Origin of the sequence: Chromobacterium sp. ATCC 53434, from assembly GCF_002848345.1 — a bacterium.
Lineage (GTDB): Bacteria > Pseudomonadota > Gammaproteobacteria > Burkholderiales > Chromobacteriaceae > Chromobacterium.
The window spans coordinates 5,007,533-5,030,042 of sequence record NZ_CP025429.1 but is presented as its reverse complement, the minus strand read 5'-3'; the positions used below and the strand labels follow the sequence as shown (position 1 = coordinate 5,030,042).

Genomic DNA, 22,510 nt, shown 5'->3' with positions numbered 1-22,510 from the left:
AGGTTAGATGGGGCCGCCGTGTCCCCCGGCGGCTCCCTGCACATCGCAGCCTTCCCTACATGCCCAGCCTCAGGCGGCGGGCCACAACTCCGTTATCCGCGCGCGCACCGCCTGCGCCGAATTCAGCGCCAGCAGGCGCTCGGCCTCGCCGCGGCATTGCTGCAGCGACAGACCGCGCACCAGATTCTTCACTTCCGGCACCAGTCGCGGGCTGACCGACAGCTCGGCGACGCCAAGGCCGATCAGCACCGGCACCGCCTGCGGATCGGACGCCATCGCGCCGCAGACGCCGACCCACTTGCCATGTTTGCTCGCGCCGTCAACGGCAATGGCGATCAGCCGCAACAGGCCCGGATGCAGCGCGTCGATGCGGGCCGCCAGCGCGGCGTTGCAACGGTCCATCGCCAGCGTGTACTGGGTCAGGTCGTTGCTGCCTATCGACAGGAAGTCGGCATGCTTCGCCAACTGGTCGGCCAGCAGCGCCGCCGACGGCACCTCTATCATCACGCCCAGCTGTGGCCGCTCGGCCAGGCCCATTTCGCCGGCCAGCGCCTCGATGCGCCCGCGCAGCCGTATCAGTTCGCCGACGTCGGCTATCATCGGCACCAGGATGCGCAGCCGCGACAGCGGTTTGACCCGCAGCAGCGCGCGCAGCTGCGCGTCCAGCATGTCCGGATAGGCGAAGCCGGTGCGTATGCCCCTGAGGCCCAGCGCCGGGTTCGGTTCCGGCGGCAGCTGCAGATAGGGCACGTCCTTGTCGCCGCCGATATCCAGCGTGCGGATGATGGCGTTGCGGCCGTCCAGCGCGTCCAGCACCGCCTGGTAGGCTTCGGTCTGCTCGTCCTCGGTCGGCGCCTCGCGGCGGTCTATGAACAGGAATTCGGTGCGCAACAGGCCGACGGCGTCGGCGCCGTGCGCGACGCCCTCGCGGGCGTCGTCGGCGTTGGCGATATTGACCGCCACCTCGATCGCCGCGCCGTCCAGCGTGATCGCCGGGCCCTTGGCCGAGGCCTGCAGCGCGCGCTCGCGCGCGGCCAGCCGCGCGATCTCGACGGCGGCGTCGTCCAGTTCGGCCTCGCTGGGCCGCGGATTGACCAGCCCGGCGCGGGCGTCCAGGATCAGCGCCTGGCCCGGCGTCAGCGACAACGCGTCGGGGCCGCAGGCCACCAGCGCCGGAATGCCCAGCGCGCGCGCCAGAATGGCGACATGGCCGCTGGCGCCGCCGGCGGCGGTGACGATGCCGGCCACCTTGGCGCGCGGCAAGCGGGTCAGCGCCGACGGGGCCAGGTCTTCGGCCACCAGGATGGAGGCGTCGAACAGCGCCGGCCCCTGCTCCGGCTCGCCGTACATCGCCACCAAGAGCTGGCGCTCGATATCCTTCAGATCGGCCACCCGTTCGGCCAGCAGCTGGTTGCCGAGACCGGCCAGCACCGCGCACTGCGCGCGGATGGCCAGACGGCAGGCCAGGCCGGCGCCGGCGCCGCTGTCTATGCCCCGCTCGGCGGCGGCCAGCAACTCGGGATCGTCCAGCAGCGCCAGATGGGCGGCGAAGATGTCGCTCTCGGCGGTGGCGCCGCGCCTCAGCGCGGCGTCTATGCCGTGCTGGACCCGCTCGCGCACCGCGCGCAGCGCCGCGCTCAACCGTTCCCGCTCGGCCAGGGCGCCGGCGCCGGCCTCCGGCAGCGCCATATCGAAAACGTCCAGCCTGACCACCCGGCCGATGGCCAGGCCCGGAGCGGCGGCCACGCCGGCGAGGCGCCCGGCGACGGCCGGCGCGGCATGGACCGCGACCGGCGCGTGACCGGCCGCGCTATGGGTTTCCAGCACGGCGACGACGGCGGCCAGCGCCGCCTCGGCGTCGGCGCCGCTGGCGCGGACCGCCACCGTGTCGCGCTCGGCCACGCCCAGGCTCATCAGCGCCATCACGCTGCGCGCATTCGCCTGCTTGCCGCCAAATTCGACGATCACTTCGGACGCGAAAGCCTTGACCGCCTGCTGCACCCGCGCCGACGGCCGGGCGTGCAGGCCGCCCTCGTGGCCCACCACCGCCTCGCCCTCGCGCTCGGGGCCGTCGGCGGACGCGCCGGACGACGCGGCCTCCCGCGCCGTCAGCGTCAGCAGGGGCGAACGTCCGGCCTCGAGCCAACCCTCGGCGCGGCCGGTGAAACAGAATCGCTCGGCATCGGCGACGACGACCATGGTCTGCAAGGACGGCGCTCGGCGCGCCACCGCGTCCAGATCCACCTCCACCAACGGCTGGCCGGCCGCCACCCGGTCGCCGACGGCGACCAGCGGGCGGAAGCCCTGCCCGGCCAGCTTGACGGTATCGATGCCGATGTGGATCAGCACCTCGACGCCGCCGTCGGCGATCAGCGTCAGCGCGTGGCCGGTGCGGGCCAGCTGGCCGACCGTGCCCTTACAGGGGGCCAGCAGCGTCGACGACATCGGTTCGACGGCCAGGCCATCCCCCATCATCAGGCCGGCGAACACCGGATCGGGCACGCGTTCCAGCGGAATGGCCGGGCCGGAGAACGGCGCCAGCAGCTCTAGCGTTATGGTCATCGAGCGTCCTTGCTATCTTGTTGTTTTCCGGCGACCGCGCTTAGCGGGTGCGGGTCACCTTGGACAGATGGCGCGGCAGGTCGGGATTCAGGCCGCGCGCCTCGGACAGCCGGGCCGCCATCAAATAGAAGCTCTGGATCGCCAGCAGCGGGTCCAGCGCCTCGTCGTCGGCCACCGCCAGCGTCAGGTCGCGGCTGTCCACATTGTCCGGCGCGGCCAACAGCACGCGCGCGCCGCGGCCGCGCATCTCGTCGGCCAGATCGATCAGGCCCTGCTGCTCCGGACCGCGCGGCGCGAAGATCAGCAGCGGGTAGCCGTCGTCGATCAAGGCCATCGGGCCGTGCTTGATCTCGGCGCCGGAGAAGGCCTCGGCCTGGATCGCGCAGGTTTCCTTGAATTTCAGCGCCGCTTCCAGCGCCACCGCGAAGCCCAGGCCGCGGCCGACCACCATGATGCGCTCGGCCGGCTTCAGCACGTCTATCGCCGCCGACCAGTCCTGCCCGGCGGCGTCCTGCAGCCGCTGCGGCAGATTGGCCAGCGCGGCCAGCAGCTTGTCGTCGGCCTGCCAGTGGGCGACCAGGCGGGCGACGGCCGACAGCGCGGTGATGTAGCTCTTGGTGGCGGCGACGCTGTTTTCCTCGCCGGCGCACAAGGGCACCGCCCAGTCGCAGGCCTCGGCCAGCGGCGACTGCTGCTTGTTGACCAGCGCCACCGTGTGGGCGCCGGCGGCGGACAAGGCCTTCATCGTGTCGACCAGGTCCGGGCTCTGGCCGGACTGCGACAGCGCGACGGCCAGCTGGCCTTCGACCGCCAGCGGCGAACGGTGCAGCGTCAGCAGCGACATCGGCAGCGACACCACCGGCACGCCGAGCCGCTGCATCACCAGATAGGCGAAATAGCTGGCGGCGTGGTCGGAGCTGCCGCGGGCGACGGTCAGCGCCAGCCGCGGGCGGATGCGGCCCAGCTCGCGCCCCAGCGCGGCCAGACCGTCATCGGCGTACATATGTTGCGCCGACACCGCCTCGGCGGAATACAGCGCTTCCTCAAGCATCAACGAGGCCAATCTCTTCTCCCTCAACGTAGACTTGCTGCAGATTCAGTTCGGCATCCAGCACCACGATGTCGGCCCAGGCGCCCTCGGCCAGCCGGCCGCGGTCCGCGAGGCCCAGATAATCGGCCGGATACAGCGACACGCGGTGCGAGGCGTCGGCCAGCGGCAGGCCTATCTTCACCAGATTGCGCAGCGCCTGATCCATCGTCAGCGTGCTGCCGGCCAGCGTGCCGTCGGCCAGCCTGACGCCGCCCATGCACTTGGTCACCGAGTGCGAGCCCAGCTTGTACTCGCCGTCCGGCATGCCGGCGGCGGCGGTGGAGTCGGTGACGCAATAGAGGCGCGGAATCGCGCGCAGCGCGGTGCGGATGGCGCCGGGATGGACATGGAGCAGATCGGGGATCAGCTCGGCATATTCGGCATGCGCCAGCGCCGCGCCGACGACGCCCGGCTGGCGGTGGTGCAGGCCGGTCATCGCGTTGAACAGGTGGGTGAAGCCGGACGCGCCCTGCTCCAGCGCGGCCACCGCCTCCTCATAGCTGCCGAGGGTATGGCCCATCTGCATCCGGACGCCCTGTCCGCTGAGTTCGCGGATGATGTCGAGGTGGCCCGGAATTTCCGGCGCCAAGGTGATCAGCGAGATCGGCGCCAGCGCGCGGTAGCCGTCTATCTGCGCCATCGCCGCCCGACAGGCGTCGTCCGGCTGGGCGCCGAGCTTGCCGGGGTTGATGTACGGACCTTCCAGGTGCACGCCGAGCACGCGGGCGCCGGCCGGCGCGCGCTCCTTGCCGCAACGGCCGATGTCCGCCAGCACGCGGGAGATTTCCTCCAGCGGCGCGGTCATCGTGGTGGCGAGCAAGGACGTGGTGCCGAAGCGCGCGTGCAGGCGGGCGACATGGGAAACGGCATCGCCGCCTTCCATGATGTCCACGCCGCCGCCGCCGTGCACGTGCAGATCGATGAAGCCGGGCACGATATAGCGTTCGGGCTGTCGGCCCGACGCCAGCCGGGCGTCTATCGCTGCGATGCGGCCGTCGGCCGCCAGGCGCACGGCGCCATCCATCCAGCCGGAGGCGGTCAGGATGCGGCCCTGCAAGGTCTGGGTCTGGGTCATCGTTTCAGTTCGGCTACAAAATCGTAATAGTCGTTGCGGCAATACGTATCGGTCAGCTCGATCGCCGCGTTGTCGGCGTTGAAGCCGATGCGGGTGATCAGCAGCATCGCCTCGCCCGGCCGGATGCCGGCAAGCGTGGCGACGTCGCCCGAGGCGTTCACCGCCCGGATATGCTGCAAGGCCCGCACCACCGAATGCCCCGCCGCGTCCAGATGGGCGTACAGCGACGTGCCCACCGTCTGCGGGTCGGGCAGGTAGGCGACCGGCAGCGTGCTCATCTCTATCGCCATCACCACGCCGTCGGCGAGGCGCTGGCGCTTCAGCCGCGCCACCATCGAGGTCGGCGACAGCCCCAGCTTGATCACTTCCTCGTTGCTCGGCGGAAAAACGCCGCGCTCCAGCCACACCGACGACGGCACGAAGCCGCGCAGCCTCAGCTGCTCGGTGAAGCCGGTCAGTCGCGACAGCGGCTGCTCCAGCCTGGGCGTGATGAAGGTGCCTGAACCCTGGCGCCGGCGGATCATGCCCTGCTCCAGCAGCACATCCATCGCCTTGCGCGCGGTCACCCGCGAAATGCCCAGTTCCTCCGAAAACGTGCGCTCCGACGGCAGCGCCTCGTCCGCCTGCCACCAGCCGGCGTTGATCGCGTCGGCCAGCTTGCGGGACAGCTGCAGATAGAGCGGCGTGCTCAGGTTTTCATCGGGTTTCAATGCTTGCCAGCGGTTTTCCATGATCGTCTGCAAGTGGTCTGAAAACCGCAGTGTAAGCCGAGTCCGGCATCGCCGGCATCCGGCGGCGGGACAGCTTGCATCGTAATGCTTACGCTACAAGCCAAACGGTAATACCACATTAATACCACGTCAATACCAATTATCGTCCTGCCGGCAGTTCACGCATTGCGCATGGCAACAAAGAGACAAACCCGGTCAGAACATTTCGCCAGCGCAGGCCGGCTAGGAATATTCGGAAAATTGCGCGGATGCGCGAGACGCGATCAAAAGCAGATCAAGGCTTCAGTAACGGCGCAAGAAACGGCCTGACGCGCCCGCCACGGCGGAAGGGAAGACGGAAGGACAGAAAAGGACCGGACTCCAGATCATCAGCGCGACAGGAGGCCGTCGATCCCGACCGATGACGGCGCATTGGTATCCAGCGACGAAGGAGTGATCATGAAACGGCATTGGCATCTTCCCCTCACCATGACCTTGAGCTGCCTGAGCGCGCCGCTGTGGGCCCACGGCACGATGGAGGTCCCGGTCAACCGCGTCTACAACTGCTACCTGGAGGGTCCGGAAGCGCCGAAGACGGCCGCCTGCCAGGAAGCCAGGCGCATCGGCGGCGCCCAGGCCATGTACGACTGGAACGCCATCAACCAGACCCCTTACGGCGACAAGCACCAGGCGGCGGTGCCGGACGGCACGCTGTGCGGCGGCGGCAAGGCCGAGTACAAGGGCTTCAACCTGACGCGCAGCGACTGGCGCAGCACGCCCATCGTGCCGGACGCCGCCGGCGAATACGAGTTCGTCTACAAGGCCACCGCCCCGCACGCCACCAAGTACTTCAGGTTCTACGTCACCCGCAACGGCTGGAATCCGACGATGCCGCTGAAGTGGTCGGACCTGCAGCTGTTCGGCACGTATAACGGCAACCCGCCGCTGGACGCCTACAGGCGTTACCACATGATGATGAAACTGCCGACCGACAAGACCGGCCAGCACATCATCTTCGTCGTCTGGAAGCGGTCCGATAGCGAAGAGGCGTTCTATTCCTGCTCCGATGTCCGCTTCAGCAACGATGCCGGACTGCCGCTGAGCAATCCCTGGCGGGAAATCGGCGACATCATCGCGCACGAGAACCTGCCGGCCGGCAGCCGCGTCACGCTGCGCGTGTTCGACAGCCGGGGCCACGACGCCGAGCGGCACCACGTCGACCTGAACGCCGCCGCCGGCCTGGAGGCCAACTGGCCGTACCGGCTGGCGCAAAAGGTCAACGCCGCCTCCAAGGCCATCCGCATCGGCGTGATCAGCCAGCGGCAACGCATCGTGCACATCACGCCGGTGCGCAGCGCCACCGCCAACCGCGTCTACCTGAACGACGGCTACAAGGGCTACGGCTATGCCATCGACGTGAATCGGGACGGCGCCCCCGCCTCCCCTGCCGGCGCGAAGTAGCGCCCTCCCCCCAGCCCGAACCCCGCCCCGTCCGACGCCTCGTCGCGGGGCGGCACGCCGTCGTCCCGCATCAAAACCACATCAATACCAATTCCCTCTCGCGGCAAACCATCCAGCCGGTGGAATACCCAGATCCGGCACGGCCGAGCGGACAGGTCAAACCGATGCTTTTTTTTGCAACAATCAACCCTGGAATCAAAGTGGTATTAATACCGGCCAATAAACTTAAATTTAAAATGCTGATCGGATTTTAAATCATTGGCCATTTCGGCCAATGACGATGCGCTTGCATACCACTAGCAGAGAGGAGTCCGCATGAAACGGCATTGGCGTCTTCCCATCACCCTGACTCTGAGCTGCCTGAGCGCCCCGCTATGGGCTCACGGCACGATGGAGGTTCCGATCAACCGCGTCTACAGCTGCTTCCAGGAAGGACCGGAGGCGCCGAAGACGGCCGCCTGCCAAGAAGCCAAACGCGTGGGCGGCACCCAAGCGATGTACGACTGGAACGGCATCAACCAGAATCCCTCCGGCGACAACCACCAGGCGGTCGTGCCGGACGGCGCGCTGTGCGGCGGCGGCAAGGCGGAGTTCAAGGGTTTCAACCTGGCCCGCGGCGACTGGCGCACGACCAGCATCGTGCCGGACGCCAACGGTAATTTCGAATTCATCTACAACGCCACCGCGCCGCACGCCACCAAATACTTCAAGTTCTACGTCACCCGCAACGGCTGGAATCCGACGATGCCGCTGAAGTGGTCCGACCTGGAGCTGTTCGGCACCGTCAACGGCAATCCGCAGATGGACGCCAACAAGCGCTACCACATGACGATGAAGCTGCCGACCGGCAAGACCGGTCAGCACATCATCTTCAATGTCTGGAAGCGCGCCGACAGCGAGGAAGCGTTCTACTCGTGCTCCGACGTCCGCTTCGGCAACGGCACCACCCCGCCGGAACCGCCGCCGGCGGCCAATCCGTGGAAGGAGATAGGCAACGTCGCCGCGCACGAAAACCTGCCGGCCGGCAGCAGCGCCACGCTGCGCGTGTTCGACAGCCAGGGCCGCGACGCCGAGAAGCACAGCGTCGCGCTGAACGCCGTCGCCGGCCAGGCCGCCAACTGGCCGTACGAGCTGGCGGTCAAGGTCAACGCCGCGTCCAAGTCCATCCGCATCGGCGTGATGAGCCAGCAGCAGCGCGCCGTCGCCATCGCGCCGGTCCGCGACGCCACCGCCAACCGCGTCTATCTGAACGACAGCTACAAGGGCTACCACTACACGATAGACCTGAAGAAGGGCGACGGCGGCACGACGCCGCCGGTCGGCGACGCCTGGAAGGAAGGCGGCAAATACAGCCAGGGCCAGGTGGTCAGCTACCAGGGCCGGCAGTACCGCTGCCTGCAGCCGCACACCGCCTGGGCCGGCGCCGGCTGGACGCCGTCCAGCCAGCCTTCGCTGTGGCAGCCGGTCTGATCCTCGTTCACACCGTCGGAAAAACGCCGCTCTGCGGCGTTTTTCGCGATCAGCGCCGCCAGCTGATCAGCACCACCGCCGTGACGATGATCACCATGGCCAGCATTTCGTGCACGCCGACCTGCTCGCCCAGAAACACCGCGCCCAGCAGCACCGCGATTACCGGATTGACGTAGGCGTAACTGGTCGCCGCCGCCGCCGACACCGTTTTCAGCAGATAGAGATAGGCGCTGTAAGCTATCATCGAGCCGAACACCGTCAGATACAGCAGCGCGGCCCAGCCCTCGGCGCCTGGCCATGCCGCCAGCCGCTCCCCCACCACCCAGCTTGATGCGACCAGCGCCAGACCGCCGAAGATCATGGTCCAGGCGCTGCCCATCGCGCCGGACGGCTGGGGCAGCCTCTTGCTCCAGGCCGAGCCCAGCGCCCAGCCGGCCGAGGCCAGCAGCAACAGCAACGCGCCCGTCGGGCTGGCGCGCAGACTGGAACCCAGGTTCAGCAACACGATGCCGACCACCCCCAGCGCCATGCCGGCCCATTCCAGCGGCCGCGACTTGTGGCCGAACAAGCGGGCGAACAACAGCGTGAACAGCGGCACCGTTGCGATCACCAGCGCCGCCACGCCGGACGACACTTCGCGCTCGGCCATCGTCACCAGACCATTGCCTATCGCCGGCATCAGCACGCCCAGCAACGCCGCGCCGCCCAGCTGACGCGCGTTCGGCCACGGCGTGCGCCGCCACGCGAGGTAGGCCAGCATCAGGCTGCCGGCCAGCAGGAAACGGATGCCCGCCATCAACAGCGGCGGCCAGGACTCGACGCCGATGCGGATGACCAGATAGGTGGAGCCCCAGACGAAATAAAGGGCGAGAAAGGCGGCCAGCGTCAGCGGCGCGAGACGTGAAAAAGGCATGGCTCAGTCCGTAGAGTACGAACCGGAACCATGCCGTATGCAAGCCGAAACGGCAAGTGTCTTAACGCGTCACCAGCCGCTGCAGGATGTTGGAGAACTCTTCCATATAGGTGTCGAAGCGCGTGGCCAGACGGTCGACGTCGGTCGCGAAGCGGTTGTAGGCGACGACCGCCGGAATCGCCGCGAACAGGCCGATGGCGGTGGCCACCAGCGCCTCGGCGATGCCGGGCGCCACCGTGCTCAGCGTCGCCTGGCCGGCGTTTCCGAGACCGATGAAGGCGTGCATGATGCCCCATACCGTGCCGAACAGGCCGATATAGGGGCTGACCGAGCCGACCGTGGCCAGGAAGGAGGTGTGGCTGTCCAGCGCGTCCAGCTCGCGCTGCGCCGCCGCCCGCATCGCGCGGCGCGAGCCGTCCATGATGTCGGACAGTTCGGCGCCGTTGCGGCCGCGCAGCTTCAAGAATTCGGCGAAGCCGGACTGGAAGATGCGCTCCATGCCGGCGGTGTCGCTGCGGCGGCAGACGTCCTCGTACAGCCGGTTCAGATCGGCGCCGCCCCAGAAGTTGCGCTCGAACTCCTCGCTGTGGCGCTTGGCCGAACGCAGCACCGCCACCTTGTTGAAGATCAGCGCCCACGACAGCAGGGAGGTCAGCGCCAGTCCGGCCATCACCAGCTGCACCATCAGGCTGGCGTTCAGGATCAGGCTGATGAAAGAAATCTGTTGCACGTCTTTTTCCTCGGGTTCACATGCGGCCTAGCGCAAAACGCGGCCGCTTTCCAGATCGATGATGGTCGACGGCTTGCGCCGTTTGCCGATGCGGCCGGGCAAGGTCAACACCTTGTTGTCGAAAGCCTGATGACAGGCCCGCGCGGTCTTCAGCGACTTCTGCCCGGCGCGGTTGGCCGAGGTGGACACCAGCGCGGTGCCGAGCGCCCGGCACAGGGCCGCCGCCTCGCCGTGCGCCGTCACCCGCACCGCGATCTTGCTGTGCCGGCCGCGCAGGGCCGGCGGCACCCGCCGCGACGCCGGCAGCAAAAAGGTATATGGACCAGGCCAGTAGCGCGCCAGTTCCGCGCGCTGCGCCGCGGACAGCGGCTTGACCAGATGACGGATCTGCGCGAAATCGGCGGCGATGACGATCAGTCCCTTGTGATTGGGCCGCGCCTTGATCGCCAGCACCCGCCGTATCGCGTGGCTGTCCAGCGGACGACAACCCAGGCCGTAGCAGGATTCGGTGGCATAGGCGATGACGCCGCCGACGCGCAGCTGTTTGCGGGCCCGCTGCTGCAGGCGGCTGCCAGGCAGCCGCGGCAACGGACCGGAACCGGACTTCATGATGAATCGGCCAACTCTTCAGAATAAAGGGAAGCGGCCATTGTAGCGGCAACGGCGCGAGGCGGGGAAGGCGGGGAACCGGAATCGGGGATGGAAGTTCGTCCGACTCCGGCGTCGAACGGCAATCAATGCAACAGCAGGTCTTCGTGGTCTTCCGGCGGATCTTCCGGCGCCGGACGCCAGGCATAGCAACGCGGCGGCGCGCCGGCGTCGACTCCGAACCGCTTCAACCAGTAGGCCAGGCGGCGCCAGCAACGTTTCTCGTGGGTCAGGAAGCGCAGCAGCCGGCTGCGGCTTCCAGGCTCCGGATCGGCCGGCAGGCCTTGATCAGTCATCAATGCGGACATGGCTTCATCGCTCCAGATCGGCTTGGGAAATCGCCCCACACTCCGCACTGTAGCGTCGCCGGCATCAAGCTCCCGCAGAAAAAACGCCCCGCCGCGTCAATTTTTCATAAAGATCGCGCCGGCCCGCGCTCATGGGTAACCGGCCGGATTCCGCCGCTGCCAGCGCCAGCTGTCGCGGCACATGTCCTCCAGATCCTTCCGGGCGGTCCAGCCCAGCAGCCGCTCGGCCTCGGCCGGATCTGCCCAGCACTCGGCGACATCGCCGGGACGGCGCGCGACGATCTGATGCGGCACCGCCACCTGGTTGACCCGCTCGAAAGTCTTCACCATGTCCAGCACCGAATAGCCGTTGCCGGTGCCCAGATTCGCCGTCAGCAGGCCGGCCCGCCGCGCCAGCGCCTCCACCGCCTTCAGATGGCCGGCGGCCAGATCCTCGACATGGATGTAGTCGCGCACGCCGGTGCCGTCGTGCGTCGGATAGTCGTCGCCGAACACCTGCAGGCAGGGCCGCTGGCCGCTGGCCACCTGGGTGATGAAAGGCATCAGATTGTTGGGCATGCCGTTCGGGTCTTCGCCGATGTCGCCGCTTTCATGCGCGCCTATCGGGTTGAAATAGCGCAGCAGCGCGATGCGCCAGTCCGGCTCCGCCTTGGCGAAATCGCGCAGCATGTCCTCGACCATCAGCTTGCTGCGTCCGTACGGATTGGTGGCCGACAGCGGAAAGTCCTCGGTGATCGGCGTCGTCGCAGGATGGCCGTAGACGGTGGCGGACGAGCTGAACACCAGCCGCGACACGCCGTGCCGCTTCATCGCGCGCAGCAAGGCCAGCGTGCCGCCGACATTGTTCTCGTAGTATTCCAGCGGCTTGGCCACCGACTCGCCGACAGCCTTCAGGCCGGCGAAATGGATCACGGACTGGATCGGATGACCGAAGGCCTGGTCCAGCGCCGCCTCGTCGCGGATGTCGCCGTTGATGAAAGTCAGCGCTCTGCCGGCCAGCTTCTGCACCCGGCGCAGCGCCTCTTCCTTGCTGTTGCACAGATTGTCCAGCACCACCAGCTCATGGCCGGCCTCCAACAATTTCACGCAAGTGTGGCTGCCGATATAGCCGGCGCCGCCCGTTACCAGAATCATCGCGCTTTCCCGTTCTGTCGTCGCTTGATGGCCACATTGTAGGGGCGGCGGGAAAAGCCTGTCCAAAGCAAAACGGCGCCGCCGGCGCCGTTCCGTCCAGAAGCGGGTTCCGCTTCAGTGCTTGCGGCCTATCGCGCGCGCGCCGATGTCGCGGCGATACTGCTTGCCGGCGAACTCGATGGCGTCGGCCAGCTGGTAGGCCTTGCCCTGCGCCATCCTGACGCTGTCGCCCAGCCCCACCGCGCACAGAACGCGGCCGCCGCTGCTGCGCAGCTGCTGTTGCTCGTCCAGGACCGTGCCGGCATGGAAGACGATGCCGTCCTCGCTCTCGGCCGGAATGCCGTGCACGACGTCGCCCTTTCTCGGCGCGTCCGGATAACCGGCGGCGGCCAGCACCACGCCCAGCGCCACGCGGCGGTCCCACTCGGCCTCCACCTTGTCGAGCCGGGCGTTGACGCCGGCCTCCAGCAGCACGGTGAAATCGGTCTTCAGCCGCGCCATGATGGGCTGGGTTTCCGGATCGCCGAAGCGGCAGTTGAACTCGATCACCTTCGGGTGCCCGTCGTCGTCTATCATCAGGCCGGCGTACAGGAAGCCGGTATACGGATGGCCGTCCTTCTTCATGCCCTGCACCACCGGCTGGATGATTTCGCGCATCACGCGGTTGTGCACCGCCGGCGTCACCACCGGCGCCGGGCTGTAGGCGCCCATGCCGCCGGTATTCGGCCCCTGGTCATGGTCCAGCAGCCGCTTGTGGTCCTGGCTGGTGGCCATCGGCAGCACGTGCTCGCCGTCGACCATCACGATGAAGCTGGCCTCCTCGCCGACGAGGAAATCCTCGATCACGACACGGCTGCCGGCCTCGCCCATCTTGTTGCCGAGCAGCATGTCGTCGATGGCGGCATGCGCCTCGTCCAGCGTCATCGCCACCACCACGCCCTTGCCGGCGGCCAGACCGTCGGCCTTGATCACGATGGGCGCGCCCTTGCCGTCGACATAGACATGCGCGGCGACGGCGTCGGTGAAGGTCTGGTAGCCGGCGGTCGGGATGCCGTGGCGCTGCATGAAGGCCTTGGCGAAGTCCTTGGAGCTCTCCAGCTGCGCGCAATAGCGCGTCGGGCCGAACACTTTCAGGCCCTCGTCGCGGAAAGCGTCGACGACGCCGGCGGCCAACGGGGCCTCGGGGCCGACGACGGTCAGGTCTATCTTCTCTTCCCTGGCGAAGGCCAGCCATTCGGCCACGCCGTTGGCGGCGATATTGCTCAGGTTCGCGTCCAGCGCGGTTCCGGCGTTGCCCGGCGCGACAAATACCTTGGACACGCGCTTCGATTTGGCGATGCGCCAGGCCAGCGCGTGCTCGCGGCCGCCGGAGCCGATCACGAGAACTTTCATCGGGTTCTTATCCTATTCTGGACGGACGGGACCCGCTGGGCCGCCGCCGTCGGTTGGCGCTTACTTGAATAGCATAGCGCCAAGTCGGTTTCATTACCGCCGCGCCGGCGGCGCAGCGGCGAATCAAGGCCCGCTCAGTGGCGGAAATGGCGCACGCCGGTCAACACCAACGCGATGCCGTGCTCGTCGGCGGCGGCGAAGACTTCCTCGTCGCGCATCGAGCCGCCCGGCTGGATGATGGCCTTGATGCCCTGCTCGGCGATCACGTCTATGCCGTCGCGGAACGGGAAGAAGGCGTCCGACGCCGCCACCGCGCCGGCCAGGCCTAGCCCGGCGTCCTGCGCCTTGCGCGCGGCGATGCGGGTGGAGTCGACGCGGCTCATCTGGCCGGCGCCGATGCCGGCGGTCTGGCCATCCTTGCAGAACACGATGGCGTTCGACTTGACGAACTTGGCCACGCGCCAGGCGAACAACAGGTCCGACATTTCCTGCGGCGTCGGCTGGCGCTTGCTGACCACGCGCAGCTCGTCGGCGCCGACATTGCGGATGTCCGGCGTCTGCACCAGCACGCCGCCGCCGACGCGCTTCAGCTCGAAGCGGTTGGCGCCGGCCTGCAGCGGAATCTCCAGCACGCGGACGTTCTTCTTCGCCGCGATCAGCGCCTTGGCCTCGTCGCTGAAGGCCGGAGCGATCAGCACTTCCAGGAACTGGCCGGTCACGGCTTCCACCGTAGCCGCGTCCACCGGGCGGTTGAAGGCGATGATGCCGCCGAAGGCGCTGGTGGTGTCGGTGGCGAAAGCCAGCCGGTACGCCGACAGCGTGTCCGCACCGACGGCCACGCCGCACGGATTGGCGTGCTTGACGATGACGCAGGCGGTCTGCTCGAAGGTCTTCACCGCCTCCCAGGCGGCGTCGGCGTCGGCGATATTGTTGTAGGACAGCTCCTTGCCCTGCAGCTGCCGGTAGTGGGCGATGCTGCCGGCGGCCGGATCGAGGTCGCGGTAGAAGGCGGCGGCCTGGTGCGGGTTCTCGCCGTAGCGCATGTCCTGCACCTTAACGAACTGGGCGTTCAGGCGGTTCGGGAAGGCGACGCGTTCCGGCTTGCCGGCCACGACGCCGTCGGCCAGACTGGTCAGATAGTTGGAGATCGCGCCGTCGTAGGCGGCGGTGTGGGTGAAGGCCTTCTTGGCCAGCTCGAAGCGGGTGGTCTTGGCAAGCCGGCCGCCGTTGGCCTTCAACTCGGCCGACAGCGCCGGGTAGTCGGCGCTGTCGGTGACGATGGCGACGTGCGCCCAGTTCTTGGCGGCGGAACGCACCATGGTCGGGCCGCCGATGTCGATGTTCTCGATCGCGTCTTCCAGCGCGCAGTCGGGATTGGCGACGGTGGCCTCGAACGGATAGAGGTTGACGCAAACCAGGTCGATGTTGCCGATGCCGTGCTCGGCCATCGTCGCCACATGTTCCGGCAGATCGCGGCGGCCGAGAATGCCGCCGTGCACTTTCGGGTGCAGCGTCTTGACGCGGCCGTCCAACATTTCCGGGAAACCGGTGTAGTCGGACACTTCGGTGACCGGCAGGCCGGCGTCCAGCAACAGCTTGGCGGTGCCGCCGGTGGACAGGATGTGCACGCCGAGGGCCGACAGCTCCCTGGCGAATTCCAGCACGCCGCTCTTGTCGGACACGCTGATCAGCGCTCGTTCGATCTTGGTCATGTTCTCTACCGCTTTGACTATGGATAAACACAAAAAAAACCGGCCACCCTGTTACGGTGTGGCCGGTTATCTTCAAATCAAATCATACGACTTCATCTTCTTGCGCAGCGTGTTGCGGTTCAATCCCAGCAACTCCGCCGCCCTGGTCTGGTTTCCCTGCGTGTGTATCAGCACCACCTCCAGCAGCGGCTTCTCGACACAGGCGAGCACCATGTCGTAGATCGCCGACGGCGCCTCGCCGTCCAGGTCGCGGAAATACTGCTCCATCGCCAGCCGCACCGAGTGCGAGATGTGATCGTTGTTTTGCATATTGTTATTTGGTGTCCAGATATCTTGGGTCCCCGGAAAGCCGGCGCGCGTCAGCCGCAGCCCGCCTCTCCCTCCGCGCCGGCTTCGCCGCCGCGATCCATCCTGTCCTCATCCTCGACTACGTAGCTTAGACGATCGTCCATCCCGCCCAGCCGACCGAAATACTCGCCGACCGCCCGGCGCTGCTCGTCGGTGCTTTCCAGCCGGTACATCTGCTGGCGGAAGGCGTTGCCGCCGGCCAGCCCCTTCGTATACCAGGCGATGTGCTTGCGGGCGATGCGACAGCCCGAATACTCGCCGTAGAAATGGTACAACTCGTCCAGATGGCCCAGCATCAATTCGCGGATCTCGCCGACGGTCGGCGGCGGCAGCTCCTCGCCGGTCTCCAGATAGTGCTGGATCTCGCGGAAGATCCACGGCCGGCCCTGCGCCGCGCGGCCTATCATGATGGCGTCGGCGCCGGTGTACTCCAGGACGCGGCGCGCCTTGGCCGGTGAATCGATGTCGCCATTGGCCACCACCGGGATGGACACCGCCTGCTTGACCGCGCGTATCGTGTCGTACTCGGCCTCGCCGCGGTACATGTCCTCGCGGGTGCGGCCATGCAGCGCCAGCGCGGCGATGCCGGCCTCCTCGGCCATCTTCGCCACCGTCAGCGCCGTCTTCAGCTCGCGGCTCCAGCCGGTGCGGGTCTTCAAGGTCACCGGCACATCGACGGCCTTCACCACCGCTTCCAGGATGCGGCCGACGTTGTCCAGGTCACGCAACAGCGCCGAGCCGGCCGCCACATTGCATACCTTCTTCGCCGGACACCCCATATTGATGTCTATGATCTGCGCGCCGTGCTCGACATTGAGCCTGGCCGCCTCGGCCAGCATGGACGGCTCGCCGCCGGCGATCTGCACGACGATCGGTTCGACCTCGCCCTCGTGATCGGCCCGGCGCAGCGTCTTGGTCGTGGTCCACAGCGCCTTGTTGGCGGTGATCATCTCCGACACCGCCATCCCGGCCCCCAGCCGTTTGCACAGCATGCGGAACGGCCTGTCCGTCACCCCGGCCATCGGTGCCACGATCAGCCGGTTTTTCAGTTGGTACGGTCCTATCTGCATGACAAATAAATTACAGGTAATGACTGGGAAGGGTCGGTATTGTATAGCGATTCGCCGCGAACGGGAAAAATTTTTGCTTATTTTTTAGGCAGCATCGATAGCCGAAAATAATCGGCTGGGAGAGGTGGAAGTCAGTCGATAAGCCGGGTTCTGTCGTTGGACAATCATTCCTCTAGGCCTGCCGTTACCGACAGGCTCAAGCAACCTACCCGGGGACAACGCGAGCCACGTTGGCGCCCCCCTATTTGGTCTTGCTCCGGATGGGGTTTAGCCTGCCGTCCGTGTCGCCACGTCCGCGGTGCGCTCTTACCGCGAGCGGGTCGCCCCGCTCGTCCAGGCCGGCTCTCGCCTCCCGGTACACCTTTTCACCCTTGCCTGTGCCGTCCAGCCAGGTTGCCCTGTCTGAATGAAGACCGTCCGACCTTTCGGTCCTCCGGTCCGGCCATCGGCGGTTCCGCTCTCTGTTCCACTTTCCGTCGCCTCTCGGCGCCCGGCCGTTAGCCGGCATCCTGCTCTGCGGAGCCCGGACTTTCCTCCCCGCCCTCGCGGGCGCGGCGATTGTCTGACTGACTTCCGGGCGCGATTTTAACGGAAATTCGATCAGCTCGCCCGACAATTTTTCATGACATTCAGGATAATCCCGTATACTGGCCATCCCTTTTCGAAGTCCCGAGACCGTGATGGAGTTGAACCAAGCCAGGCTGTCGCGCTTGCAACTGTTCGGCACCCTGGCCATCGTGTTTGCGCTGGCCCTCACGCTGGCCAGCTATTTCCTGATGATGAGCTGGCACGACTTCCAGTCGGGACGACAAAACATCGAGCAGGAAGCCGCCGCGCGCGCGCGCGACAACCTGCAAGGCTACACCGACCACGCCGCGCTGCTGCTGGCGGCCTTGCGCGAGCGCACCAACGATACCATGCGCCACCAGCTGCGCGAGCAGGTGGACCAGGCCTGGAGCCTGGCCGACGCCATCTGGCGCCGCGAGCATGCGCGGCTGGGCCCTGCGCGGACGCAGCGGCTGATCGCCGAAGCCTTGCGTCCGCTGCGCTATTTCGATGGCCGCGGCTACTTCTTCATCGACACGCTGGACGGCCGCTGCGTGCTGCTGCCGACCGCGCCTGAGCGCGAAGGCCGGTCGCTGCTGGACAACCGCGACGACCGCGGCCGCCGCATCATGCAGAACCTGCTCGACTCGGTGGCCGGCCCCGACGGCCGCGGCTTCTCCTCCTATCGCTGGTATCTGCCCGGCAGCGCGCAGATGGACGACAAGATCACCTATGCCCGCCGCTTCCCCCATTACCGCTGGCTGATAGGCAGCGGCGAATACATCAGCAACGTCGAGGCCGCGCTGCAGCAACAGGGACTGGACACGCTGGCGCGGATGCGGCTGTCGCCGGGCGGCGGCGAGATGACCATCATAGACCGCCAGGGCATCATCCGGCTGTCGCCGGGCCGGCCGTCGCTGGTGGGCCGCTCCTACCGCGCGCTGCCGGCGGCCGAACGCGCGCGCATGCTGCAACTGATCCAGCAGGGACGGCGCGGCGGCTTCGTCGAGTACGCCCGCCAGGACGAGACCGGCCTGCCCGCCGAAACCTACCTCGCCTACGCCAGGCAGCTGCCGGGCTGGGACTGGACCCTGGTCACCAGCCTGCGGGTGCAGGCGATACAGGACGACGGCCTGCGCGCCGCGCAGCGGCTGCGCGGCCGGTTGGCGGAACGCATCGTCACCACGCTGGGCATGACGCTGGTGGCGATGCTGTGCGCCGGACTGTTCTGCTGGTATTTCGTCCGCTGGGTCGGCGCGCTGGTCAGGCGCTATCAGCACGATCTGGCGCAGAGCCATCTGTCGCTGAAGGAACAGGCGCGCGAGTTGAAGCTCAGCCACTTCATGATCGACAACGCCACCGACATGGTGGCGCTGCAGAACCGCCGCGGCGAGACGGTGTATTGCAATCTGGCGCTGCGGCAGTTGCCCGGGCTGGCGCCGCGGCTCTTCCTCCATCCGCCCGGCGCCTTTCCGCTGACCTTCGAGACCCGCCACGGCGAGGCCGAGGCCGAGCGCTACCTGGAAGTCACCGTCAACCAGCTGCAGTACGAGGGCGAGCGCTATCTGTGCGCGACCGCGCGCGACATCAGCGGCCGCCGCCAGACCGAGCGCCAGCTGCGGCTGGCGGCCCAGGTCTTCGAATCCAGCAACGAGGCCATCCTGATCTCCGATCCGGACAACCGCATCCTGACCGTCAACCGCGCCTTCTGCCACATCACCGGCTATGCCGAGGGCGAGGTGCTGGGGCGCAAGCCGTCGCTGCTGTTCTCCGGCCGCCACGATCCGGCCTTCTTCCAACAGATGTGGCTGGCGCTTGGCCAGCGCGGCCAGTGGTCCGGCGAGATCTGGAACCAGCGCAAGAACGGCGAGCACTTCCCGTGCTGGGTCAATATCAGCGTGCTGCAGGACGCCCAGGGCGCGGTCAGCCACTTCGTCGCGCTGTTCACCGACATCTCCGAGCGCAAGGAACAGGAGGCGCGGGTCCAGCACATGGCCGAATACGACGCGCTGACCGACCTGCCGAACCGCGTGCTGGTCAACGACAGGCTGCACCAGGCGATACGCCAGGCCGAGCTGCAGCACAATCAGCTGGCGGTGCTCTTCGTCGACCTGGACCATTTCAAGAACATCAACGACACGCTGGGCCACAGCGCCGGCGACGAGCTGCTGAAAGAAGTGGCGCGCCGGCTGGCCGGCTCGGTGCGCGGCCTGGACACCGTAGGCCGCACCGGCGGCGACGAATTCGTGCTGATCCTGCCGGCGATCAACCAGCCGGGCGAAGCGGCGCAGATCGCCGAGCGCATATTGCGCACGATGCAGCAGCCGTTCCAGATCGGCGAGCATGCGCTGGTGGTCGGCTGCAGCATAGGCATCAGCCTGATGCCGGACGACGGCAGCGACATTCAGACCCTGCTGATGAACGCCGATCTGGCGATGTACCACGCCAAGGCGCACGGCCGGAACACCTTCCGCTTCTACGCCCGCGAAATGAACGCCCAGGTGGCGGAGCGGCTGCTGATGGAAAACCGGCTGCGCCGGGCGATGGAGCAAGAGCAGCTGTACCTGGTCTACCAGCCGCAATACGACATGGCCGGACAGCGCTTGCTGGGCTGCGAAGCGCTGCTGCGCTGGCGCGATCCGGACGAGGGCCTGATCATGCCCGGCCGCTTCATCCCGGTGGCCGAGGATACCGGCCTGATCGTGCCGCTGGGCCGCTGGGTGCTGAACCAGGCCTGCGAGCAGGCCAGCCGCTGGCTGCGGGCCGGCCTCGGGCCGATCCGCGTCGCGGTCAACGTCTCCGCCCACCAGCTGATGCGCCACGACTTCATCGACGACGTCCGCGACGCGCTGCAGAAGCACGCGCTGCCCGGCCACTGCCTGGAGCTGGAAGTGACCGAGAGCACGCTGATGTCAGACGCCGACCTCGCCTCGCGCCAGCTGGCGGTGATCAAGGCGATGGGCGTCAGGCTGTCGGTCGACGACTTCGGTACCGGCTATTCCAGCCTGGCCTACCTGAAGCGCTTCGCGCCGGACACGGTGAAGATAGACCGCTCCTTCATCAGCGACCTGCCCGGCGACGAGGAGAACGCCGCCATCGTCAGCGCCATCGTCCATCTGGCCGGCGCGCTGGGCATGGAAACGCTGGCCGAGGGCGTCGAGAGCGAAAGCCAGCAGCGCTTCCTGAAAGGCCTGGGCTGCGAAGCGATGCAGGGTTATCTGCTGGGATCGCCGCTGGCCGAGGACATGATGACGCGGCGACTGGAGCAACAGCAGTCAGAGCCGGCCTGAGCGCCCTCTGCTCCGGCTAGCGCGCCGCCAGCCACTGGCCGGCGGCCAGCGTCGCCAGCACCAGCGCCGCCGCCAGGCCGACATCGAACAGACGCCACGCCGCCACGCCGCCGATCAGACTCAGATGGGCGGCCGCCAGCGCGCTGCGCGCGGCGAAGCCCGGTCTATAGGCGCGGAACAGCGCCAGCGTCAGCATCGCCGCCGCGCCCAGCGACATCGAGGATTCGGGAGAAGGCTGCAGCGCGAGCGCCAGCAGCATGCCGGCCGGCACGCCCAGCAGGGCGCCGCTGCAGCGCTGCCAGCATTTGTCGCGTATCGCGGACAGGCCGCCGACGCAGACGCTGGCCCCGGACCAGACCAGCCATTGGCCGCAGGGCAGCTGGAAGTGCGCGGCCAGCCAGGCCAGCAGGCCGACGCAGGCGAAGGCGACGCCGGCACGCGGCGCCGCACCCGGCTTGTCCTGCGGCGGCGCGCAACGTCCGGCCAATGCGTGCAGCAGCCAGGCGGCCAGCGCGCCGGCCGCCAGCCACGGCATGGCCGGCCACAACTCGGCCGCGCCAGAACCGCCGGACTGCGCGGCCTCGCAACCAAGGTAGAGGGCGGGAATGAAAGTGAAATTGGCGGCGGAGCGCCAACGCGCCCGCCGCGCGCCCATCCGGCCGCCGATCTCGGCGGCCGCGCCGCAGGCCAGCGCGAATACCGCCGGCCAGCGCCACAGCCAGGCCAGCGCCAGGCAACCCGCCAGCGCCAGCCCGGCCTGGAGCGCGGCGGCGCGGCGACCCAGCCGGCCGCGCTCCATCGCCATCAGGCAACACACCGCCAGCATGCCGCCCTGCAAGGCCGCTTCGCCGCCGCCGGCCAGCGCCGCCAGCAACGCCGGCGCGATCAGCGCCGACACCCGGGCGGCCAGGTAGGCGTCGCAGTGCTCGGCCCACAAGCGGCGCAGCATCGCCATCACAGCGCTTCCAGTTGCTCCTGCGACACGATGTCGGCGATCGCCGCCAGTTGCCGCATCGACGCGCGGTGCTCGTCCTCGTCGGCGGCCGCGCAGGCCGGCTCCAACACCGCCACCCGGTAGTCGCGGTCGTGCGCGTCGCGCGCCGCCGCCTGCACCGCCCAGGTGCTGCTGACGCCGGCGACCACCAGCCGCTCGATGCCGTGCGCGCGCAGCACCGCCTCCAGCGCGGTGGCGTAGAACGGACTGACGCGGTGCTTGACCACCACGGCGTCCTCGGCGCGCACATCCAGCTCGGGATGGAAGGCCGTGCCCTCGCCCTGCAGGTTCAGCGCCTGGAACTGGCCGGCGCGGCTGAAAATCGGCGAGCCTTGCGGCATTTCGACATAGGACGGCGAGAAACCCACCTTGACGTGTATCACCAGCCACTGCCGCTCGCGCGCCAGCGCGATGCCGCGGTTGGCGGCGGCCAGCGCGCCGCGCGCGGCGACGTGGCCGGCGCAGCGGGCGATGCGGCCTTGCGGCGCGACGATGTCGTTGATGTAGTCCAGCGTCAGCAATGCGGTTTTCATATGTGTTCCTTTACCGGCGGATGGGGGGCGAGACTCAGTTCCATGGCGGCCAGCCGCTCCAGCACGTCGCCGGCCAGCAGCAGCGCGGCGCGCTCGTCGGCGCTCAGCCCCTGCAGGCCGCGCTGCAGCCAGCCGTCGCGCAGCTGGCGATTGCGGCGCAACACGCCCTGGCCGGCCTCGGTCAGGCCGACGCGGACGCGGCGGCCGTCGCGCGGATCGGCGCTGCGGCGTATCAGTCCGGCTTCGGCCAGTTCGCGCAGCGCGCTGGCCAGGTTGGAGGAGCGCATATTCTCCTTGCGCGCCAATTCGGTCGGCGTGATGTCGCCGCCGGCGCGGTCTATCGCGCCCAACACCGCCAGCAGGCCGAACGGCAGCGTGTCCTGGCTGGCCTGACGGCGCAGCCGGCGCACCATGGTCATCAGTTGTTGTCGCAGCCGGGTGGCCTCGACGGTGGAAATCGTCTCGTTCATATTGCTATTATTACATAGCTATACAAACATAGCAATTTGGCGAGGCGAGGCCGG

Annotated in this window: 19 protein-coding genes and 1 other RNA gene; 3 read left to right on the top strand and 17 right to left on the bottom strand. The window is 67.8% G+C overall.

All coding sequences use genetic code 11. The features are described from left to right. Positions 1 to 69: 69 nt before the first annotated feature. From ptsP to CXB49_RS22515, 4 genes are read right to left on the bottom strand one after another with little or no spacing between them, the layout of a single operon-like run. Positions 70 to 2,562: a phosphoenolpyruvate--protein phosphotransferase gene (gene ptsP / locus CXB49_RS22530; RefSeq protein WP_101710432.1), complete on the bottom strand. Its 2,493-nt coding sequence runs from the start codon at positions 2,560 to 2,562 to the stop codon at positions 70 to 72. A 40-nt stretch (positions 2,563 to 2,602) separates the two neighbouring features. Further along, positions 2,603 to 3,613 (bottom strand): SIS domain-containing protein, encoded by a 1,011-nt coding sequence (locus CXB49_RS22525; protein ID WP_101710431.1) that lies wholly within the window; start codon positions 3,611 to 3,613, stop codon positions 2,603 to 2,605. Further along, positions 3,606 to 4,727: an N-acetylglucosamine-6-phosphate deacetylase gene (gene nagA, locus CXB49_RS22520; protein ID WP_101710430.1), complete on the bottom strand. Its 1,122-nt coding sequence runs from the start codon at positions 4,725 to 4,727 to the stop codon at positions 3,606 to 3,608. Before nagA ends, CXB49_RS22525 begins: the two co-directional genes overlap by 8 nt. Next, complete coding sequence (locus CXB49_RS22515) at positions 4,724 to 5,458, bottom strand: GntR family transcriptional regulator (protein WP_101710828.1); 735 nt, start codon at positions 5,456 to 5,458, stop codon at positions 4,724 to 4,726. The genes nagA and CXB49_RS22515 overlap by 4 nt, the downstream gene beginning before the upstream one ends. A 438-nt stretch (positions 5,459 to 5,896) precedes the next feature. Between CXB49_RS22515 and CXB49_RS22510 the strand changes: the two genes are divergently transcribed. Beyond that, on the top strand, positions 5,897 to 6,898 hold the full coding sequence (locus CXB49_RS22510) for a lytic polysaccharide monooxygenase (RefSeq protein ID WP_101710429.1): 1,002 nt from the start codon (positions 5,897 to 5,899) through the stop codon (positions 6,896 to 6,898). Positions 6,899 to 7,213: 315 nt separating this feature from the next. Next, entirely contained in the window at positions 7,214 to 8,368 is a 1,155-nt protein-coding gene (locus CXB49_RS22505) for a lytic polysaccharide monooxygenase (RefSeq protein ID WP_101710428.1), read from the top strand. Between the two features lie 49 nt (positions 8,369 to 8,417). On the opposite strand, the gene yedA is transcribed toward CXB49_RS22505, so the two are convergent. From yedA to rnpB, 10 genes are all read right to left on the bottom strand, one after another. After that, on the bottom strand, positions 8,418 to 9,281 hold the full coding sequence (gene yedA / locus CXB49_RS22500) for a drug/metabolite exporter YedA (protein WP_101710427.1): 864 nt from the start codon (positions 9,279 to 9,281) through the stop codon (positions 8,418 to 8,420). Positions 9,282 to 9,342: 61 nt separating this feature from the next. Then, positions 9,343 to 10,002: a protein TolQ gene (gene tolQ, locus CXB49_RS22495; protein WP_369826587.1), complete on the bottom strand. Its 660-nt coding sequence runs from the start codon at positions 10,000 to 10,002 to the stop codon at positions 9,343 to 9,345. Between the two features lie 36 nt (positions 10,003 to 10,038). After that, positions 10,039 to 10,620 (bottom strand): L-threonylcarbamoyladenylate synthase, encoded by a 582-nt coding sequence (locus CXB49_RS22490; RefSeq protein WP_199406739.1) that lies wholly within the window; start codon positions 10,618 to 10,620, stop codon positions 10,039 to 10,041. A gap of 125 nt (positions 10,621 to 10,745) precedes the next feature. Then, positions 10,746 to 10,967, bottom strand: coding sequence for a hypothetical protein (locus CXB49_RS22485; protein WP_101710425.1), 222 nt, complete (start codon positions 10,965 to 10,967; stop codon positions 10,746 to 10,748). A 129-nt stretch (positions 10,968 to 11,096) separates the two neighbouring features. Next, on the bottom strand, positions 11,097 to 12,101 hold the full coding sequence (gene galE, locus CXB49_RS22480; protein ID WP_101710424.1) for a UDP-glucose 4-epimerase GalE: 1,005 nt from the start codon (positions 12,099 to 12,101) through the stop codon (positions 11,097 to 11,099). Positions 12,102 to 12,215: 114 nt separating this feature from the next. Beyond that, entirely contained in the window at positions 12,216 to 13,493 is a 1,278-nt protein-coding gene (gene purD, locus CXB49_RS22475) for a phosphoribosylamine--glycine ligase (RefSeq protein WP_101710423.1), read from the bottom strand. A 134-nt stretch (positions 13,494 to 13,627) separates the two neighbouring features. After that, positions 13,628 to 15,205, bottom strand: coding sequence for a bifunctional phosphoribosylaminoimidazolecarboxamide formyltransferase/IMP cyclohydrolase (gene purH, locus CXB49_RS22470; protein WP_101710422.1), 1,578 nt, complete (start codon positions 15,203 to 15,205; stop codon positions 13,628 to 13,630). 72 nt (positions 15,206 to 15,277) lie between these two features. After that, positions 15,278 to 15,514: a helix-turn-helix domain-containing protein gene (locus CXB49_RS22465; protein WP_101710421.1), complete on the bottom strand. Its 237-nt coding sequence runs from the start codon at positions 15,512 to 15,514 to the stop codon at positions 15,278 to 15,280. 50 nt (positions 15,515 to 15,564) lie between these two features. Continuing rightward, positions 15,565 to 16,623 carry a tRNA dihydrouridine synthase DusB gene (gene dusB, locus CXB49_RS22460; RefSeq protein WP_101710420.1) on the bottom strand — a complete coding sequence of 353 codons (1,059 nt, stop codon included), beginning with the start codon at positions 16,621 to 16,623 and terminating at the stop codon, positions 15,565 to 15,567. Positions 16,624 to 16,746: 123 nt separating this feature from the next. Beyond that, positions 16,747 to 17,197, bottom strand: an RNA gene (rnpB, locus tag CXB49_RS22455) — RNase P RNA component class A. A gap of 106 nt (positions 17,198 to 17,303) precedes the next feature. Here rnpB and CXB49_RS22450 point away from each other — a divergent pair. Continuing rightward, positions 17,304 to 20,459: an EAL domain-containing protein gene (locus CXB49_RS22450; RefSeq protein ID WP_101710419.1), complete on the top strand. Its 3,156-nt coding sequence runs from the start codon at positions 17,304 to 17,306 to the stop codon at positions 20,457 to 20,459. Between the two features lie 16 nt (positions 20,460 to 20,475). Here CXB49_RS22450 and CXB49_RS22445 read toward each other — a convergent pair whose 3' ends face one another. From CXB49_RS22445 to CXB49_RS22435, 3 genes are read right to left on the bottom strand one after another with little or no spacing between them, the layout of a single operon-like run. Next, positions 20,476 to 21,414 (bottom strand): FUSC family protein, encoded by a 939-nt coding sequence (locus tag CXB49_RS22445; RefSeq protein ID WP_101710418.1) that lies wholly within the window; start codon positions 21,412 to 21,414, stop codon positions 20,476 to 20,478. Further along, entirely contained in the window at positions 21,414 to 21,986 is a 573-nt protein-coding gene (locus CXB49_RS22440; protein ID WP_101710417.1) for a cysteine hydrolase family protein, read from the bottom strand. Before CXB49_RS22440 ends, CXB49_RS22445 begins: the two co-directional genes overlap by 1 nt. Further along, positions 21,983 to 22,456 carry a MarR family winged helix-turn-helix transcriptional regulator gene (locus CXB49_RS22435; RefSeq protein WP_101710416.1) on the bottom strand — a complete coding sequence of 158 codons (474 nt, stop codon included), beginning with the start codon at positions 22,454 to 22,456 and terminating at the stop codon, positions 21,983 to 21,985. The genes CXB49_RS22440 and CXB49_RS22435 overlap by 4 nt, the downstream gene beginning before the upstream one ends. Positions 22,457 to 22,510: the final 54 nt, after the last annotated feature.